This window comes from Kitasatospora sp. NPDC001683 (assembly GCF_053596495.1).
In genome coordinates this window covers 11,630-16,078 of record NZ_JBSFGK010000135.1, presented here as the reverse complement: position 1 = coordinate 16,078, position 4,449 = coordinate 11,630, and the positions used below count along the sequence as shown (strand labels likewise).

The following is a 4,449-nucleotide window of genomic DNA, read 5'->3' as shown; positions in this document are numbered from 1 at the left end:
GGCCCCGAGGGGGGGCCCCCCCCCCGGCCGGGGGGGGGGGGGCGCCCGGACTTGTGGGCTCAGGCGGCCCGGTGGAAGAAGAACGGGTCGAGGGACGGCGGCACCCGGGTGACACCGTCGAGGGCGAACAGTTGGTGGGTGGTGAAGTTGGCGTTGCGCTGGTAGGTCACGCCGACCGGGAAGTTGGCGTTGTCCGGGGTGTTGTTGCCCACGAAGACGCCGTAGAAGTCCTTCCCGACCGCGAGCATCCGGATGTAGTCGCCCAGGTACGGCAGGTGGCCGGGTGGGGCCTTCGGCACATTGCCCGGAGCTTGGTGCAGGACGTGGCTCTCCATGGTCTTGAAGCCGTCCGAGGTCAGCTCCAGCGTCGTCGTCCACTGGTTCTCGGCGAGTTGCTGGTAGACCAGTCCGACCAGCCCGTCGGAGTTGACCGCCAGCGAGGGGTTCTTGGCGTTGATGAGGTCCTGGCGGGCCTCGGCCCAGGTCTTCCCGCCGTCACCCGAGTGCTGGACGTGCAGCACGTAGTCGGTCGGGACGGTTCCGCCGAATCCGTCGCACCAGGCGATCCACACACTGTCGGCGTCGTTGGGGTCGACCGCGATCGACAGGTCCGCGCCGGTCCGCTCCTGGCCCAACGACGCCACGTGCACGTTGAACGGCACGGTCCGCCCGCTGACCACCGACCGGCCGACCGCACCGCCCGGGTCCGCGAGGTTCTTGAACGGGCCGAGACCGCCGTTGTCGTCGCGGGTCACCACGACGTCGAAGGTGACGACCGAGGTGCGCTGGTCGAAATCGGTCCAGTTCTCGAACGCCGCGTAGACGACCTGGCCGCCGGGGTGGGCGGCGAGCCGGATCGGCGGCCCGTCCTGCGGTGTGGTGGCGGGGCGCTGGTCGACGTTGACGTCGGCGAACGCGCCCGTACCCGTACGGGCGTTGGCCGACACCGCCACCATGGCGGTCTGGGGCGCGTTGCCGAGGGTGTTCTTGCCGACGTACACGACGTCCTGGCCGCCGTTGCCGGCCGCGGCGGTGCCGGTGACCACCCAGGGCTGGTCCGGCATGTCCTGCGAGGAGACCCTCTCCAGGACCGTCATCGGAGTGGTCGAGGTGATGTTCGTCGCGCGCAGGATCTCCAGGTCGTCGGTGTCGCCGTTGAGGATGCCCGCGTAGAGCGTGCCACCCCGCGCGGCGAAGCCGACGCTGATGTCCCCGGTACCGCTGCCTGGGGCGTCGCCCGGGACGACGCTGTTCAGCACCCAGGTGTTCCCGCCGTCGGTCGAGACGTAGACCGGGGCCCGCGGCCCGCCCAGCGGGTCGGGGGTGAAGGCGGTCGCGACCATCTCCTGCGGATTCTCCGGGTTGACCGCGAGGTTGGGCTCACCGTCCAGATTCGCGTCGCCGCTCTGCGCCCTGGGGGTGATGTTGACGACCTTGATGGTGGGCATGTCGGCTCACTGCCCTTCTCGCAGCACGGCGAGGTTCTGCACCGGCTGGTAGTCGTCGGGATCGCTCAGTTGGTACGGGGCCTGCGCCGCCAGGTCGGACGGTGTGTCGTGCAGCAGCCAAAGGCCCAGCTGCCCCGCCACCGGCTTGGGGATGTGGCGCCAGCGGACGTCCCCGCTGCGCGGGTAGAGGAAGGTGGTCCGTCCGTTGACCGGGCCCTTCTCGACGTGCGAGACGTCCAGTGTGGCGCGCCACAGGAGCGGGGCGTGCTCGGAGAACGCCGGCAGTCCGAGGTCCTCAAGGGCGGCCACGGTGCCGACGACCACGGCGTCCGCGGCCCGGGCGTGCTCGGCGATGTCCTTGTTCCGGTTCTCGCGCTGCACCGAGGACAACGGCATTTCGTCAGCGGTGGTGGCCGCCATCGAGACGTGGGGCTGGACGGCGGAGGCGGGCAGCCGCCCCACCTCGGCCAGGCCCAGGCTCTCGCCGTAGACCATCCCCCGGGTGAAGAAGGCGGCCGTCTCGCCGACCTCCAACAGGTCGGCGTCGGAGGCCAGTTGGACGGTGACCTCGCTGCCCGCGAGGTGCCGGAAGGCATCCGGTGCGTGCAGCACCTCGTTCACCTTGACCACGGTGGTCCGGTCGTCCCTGACATCGGCCGGGAAGGCCGCGAGCGAAGTGCCGCCGACCCGGGTGACCGTGCCCAGGAAGCTCAACGGGGCTTCCCGGACGAGTCTCTTCAGTTCCTCTGAGGCTGCGGGAGCTCTGTCGGTCATGATTCTCCTCTCCGCTCACCGCGCGAGGCGGGCCGGGGCCTGGTGCGCCCGGCGCCACTCGACCCGCGCGCCGAGCAGGCAGGCGGCCGTGACCGCGGCCGTCAGGGCGACCAGCAGCCACTCGGCCGCGCCGCTGCCGGCGTCCGGATCGACGCCGAGGAGCGCCTCGATCCACTGCGGCCACACCAGGGTGAGCAGGAAAAGCAGCCCGGACAGCCCGCCGAGGGCCGTCTCCAGCCAGAAGCGGGGCCGGACCGGGCTCGATCGTTGCGGGGTGGTTCCTCGCCGGGAAGGCATCGCTTGCGCGCCTCCCCTCTCCCCCTGCCCGGGCCGCGCCCGGCGTACCGCGCACACGACCGACCTGCCGGCCGGCCCGGGGTCGGGGCCTGTTCCCGCCGGCGCCGCGGGTCGGGGGCGCGGTCGCCGCGGAAGGTACTGCTGGGGTGCGCGGTGACGGAAATCGCGCCGGGGTCCGTCTGGCACGAACCGGGATGCGTCGGAAGTCGGCGCTGTACGCCTACGAGGCACACGTACTTCGTATACGAGTGTGCCCGCGGCCCCGGGGCTGGTCAAGGGTGTGGCGCAGGGCCGGCGGTCAGATCCGGGCGCCGAGCATCCGCAGCACCAACTCGCCGTAGCGGCGGCCCAGTTCCTCCGGCGTCTCGGAGGAGCGCTCGGTGTACCAGCGGGAGACGTCGATGCCCAGCGAGGTGACCGCCCGGGCCGCCGTGCGCACCTCCGAGACCTCGAACTCGCCGGCCGCCACGCCCGCCCCGATCAGCTCGCTGACCTCGCGCTCGATGTCCAGCCGCAGCGCCGCGACGACGGCGTAGGCGTCCTCGGGCAGCGCGTGCAGCTCGTAGTTGACCACCCGGCCGACCGTGCGGGCCCGGGCGTGCCAGGCGGTGAACTGCTCGACCAGGCGACGCATCCGCTCCGCCGGGCCGCCCTCCCCGGCCGCCGCCTCCCGCACCAGGGCCAGCGTGGCGGCGTGCCCGGCCTGGCTGATCTCGGCGAGCAGGGCGGCCTTGGAGTGGTAGTGGATGTACAGCGCGGCGGGGCTCATCCCGGCAGCGGTGGCGATGTCCCGGGTGGTGGTGGCGTGGAAGCCGCGCTCCGCGAACGACTCGACGGCCGCCTGGAGCAGCCGGTACGCCGCCTCGGGGCGGGTGTCGGCGCCGGGCAGGGTCGGCCAGAGGTCGGCGATCGGCGTGCTGGTCATGGCGCCATCCTCCCAGAGGATTCGTACGGGCATTCCCGCCGGCCGCTCACTGCGGCCCGCGGACTGTTGACAGGCTGCCGCACCGACACCATGCTGAGCAAGCGCTTAGTCAGCAGGCTGCAGTGCCGCAGTGCTGAACCTCAGCGTTTCCGAACCAGACCCTCGCCGGAAAGGCAGGACCCTCCGTGGCGCACTCCTTCAAGGGCCGGGTGGCCGTCGTGACCGGATCGAGCCGCGGCATCGGCCTCGGCATCGCGCGCGAACTGGTCGAGCGCGGCGCCAAGGTCTGCCTCACCGCCCGCAACCCCGAGCCGCTCGCCGAGGCCGTCCGCGACCTCGGCGGCCCGGAGAACGCGATCGCCGTCGCGGGCAAGGCCGACGATCCCGCCCACCAGGAGGAGGCCGTCGCCCGCACCCTGGAGGCCTTCGGCCGGCTCGACCACCTGGTCAACAACACCGGCATCAACCCGGTCTACGGGCCGGTCCTGGAGACCGACGAGGCCGCCGCCGCCAAGATCATGGCCGTCAACGTGCTCGGCCCGCTGGCCTGGACCCGCCGGGCGCACGCCGCCTGGATGGGCGAGCACGGCGGCTCGATCGTCAACGTCGCCTCGATCACCGGCATCCGCGCCTCGCTCGGCATCGGCATGTACGGCGTCAGCAAGGCCGCGCTGATCCGGCTCACCACCGAACTCGGCGCCGAGCTGGGCCCGCAGGGCATCCGGGTCAACGCCGTCGCCCCCGCCCTGGTGAAGACCAGGTTCGCCGAGGCGCTGTACGAGGGCCGCGAGGAGGAGGTCACCAAGGCCTACCCGCTGGGCCGGCTCGGCGTCCCCGAGGACGTCGCGGGCGCCGTCGCCTTCCTGCTCTCCCCGGAAGCCGGCTGGATCACCGGCCAGACCCTGGTGGTGGACGGCGGCGTGACCCTCGGCGGCGGGCTGTGAGCGAGCGCAGCGAGCGAACCGGCAAGAGGTGCGCGTGGGCGAATGCCCCCGCCGAGCGCAG

5 protein-coding genes are annotated in these 4,449 nt (G+C 72.4%); 1 reads left to right on the top strand and 4 read right to left on the bottom strand.

Annotated features, from left to right (window positions below; translation table 11 throughout):
• Positions 1-59: 59 nt before the first annotated feature.
• The 4 genes from ACWCYO_RS37520 to ACWCYO_RS37505 form a co-directional block, all read right to left on the bottom strand.
• On the bottom strand, positions 60-1,448 hold the full coding sequence (locus ACWCYO_RS37520) for a hypothetical protein (RefSeq protein WP_270149420.1): 1,389 nt from the start codon (positions 1,446-1,448) through the stop codon (positions 60-62).
• Between the two features lie 6 nt (positions 1,449-1,454).
• Complete coding sequence (locus tag ACWCYO_RS37515; RefSeq protein WP_270149418.1) at positions 1,455-2,222, bottom strand: hypothetical protein; 768 nt, start codon at positions 2,220-2,222, stop codon at positions 1,455-1,457.
• A gap of 15 nt (positions 2,223-2,237) precedes the next feature.
• A complete protein-coding gene (locus ACWCYO_RS37510) occupies positions 2,238-2,519 on the bottom strand; it encodes an ABC transporter permease (protein ID WP_270149416.1) in 282 nt (93 codons plus the stop codon).
• 298 nt (positions 2,520-2,817) lie between these two features.
• Complete coding sequence (locus ACWCYO_RS37505; RefSeq protein WP_270149414.1) at positions 2,818-3,444, bottom strand: TetR/AcrR family transcriptional regulator; 627 nt, start codon at positions 3,442-3,444, stop codon at positions 2,818-2,820.
• 185 nt (positions 3,445-3,629) lie between these two features.
• Between ACWCYO_RS37505 and ACWCYO_RS37500 the strand changes: the two genes are divergently transcribed.
• Positions 3,630-4,388 carry an SDR family oxidoreductase gene (locus tag ACWCYO_RS37500; RefSeq protein WP_449786721.1) on the top strand — a complete coding sequence of 253 codons (759 nt, stop codon included), beginning with the start codon at positions 3,630-3,632 and terminating at the stop codon, positions 4,386-4,388.
• Positions 4,389-4,449: the final 61 nt, after the last annotated feature.

Coding starts and splice junctions, on each gene's coding strand:
- ACWCYO_RS37520 (WP_270149420.1), bottom strand. CDS start 1,448: ATGCCCACCATCAAGGTCGTCAACATCACCCCCAGGGCGCAGAGCGGC.
- ACWCYO_RS37510 (WP_270149416.1), bottom strand. CDS start 2,519: ATGCCTTCCCGGCGAGGAACCACCCCGCAACGATCGAGCCCGGTCCGG.
- ACWCYO_RS37505 (WP_270149414.1), bottom strand. CDS start 3,444: ATGACCAGCACGCCGATCGCCGACCTCTGGCCGACCCTGCCCGGCGCC.
- ACWCYO_RS37515 (WP_270149418.1), bottom strand. CDS start 2,222: ATGACCGACAGAGCTCCCGCAGCCTCAGAGGAACTGAAGAGACTCGTC.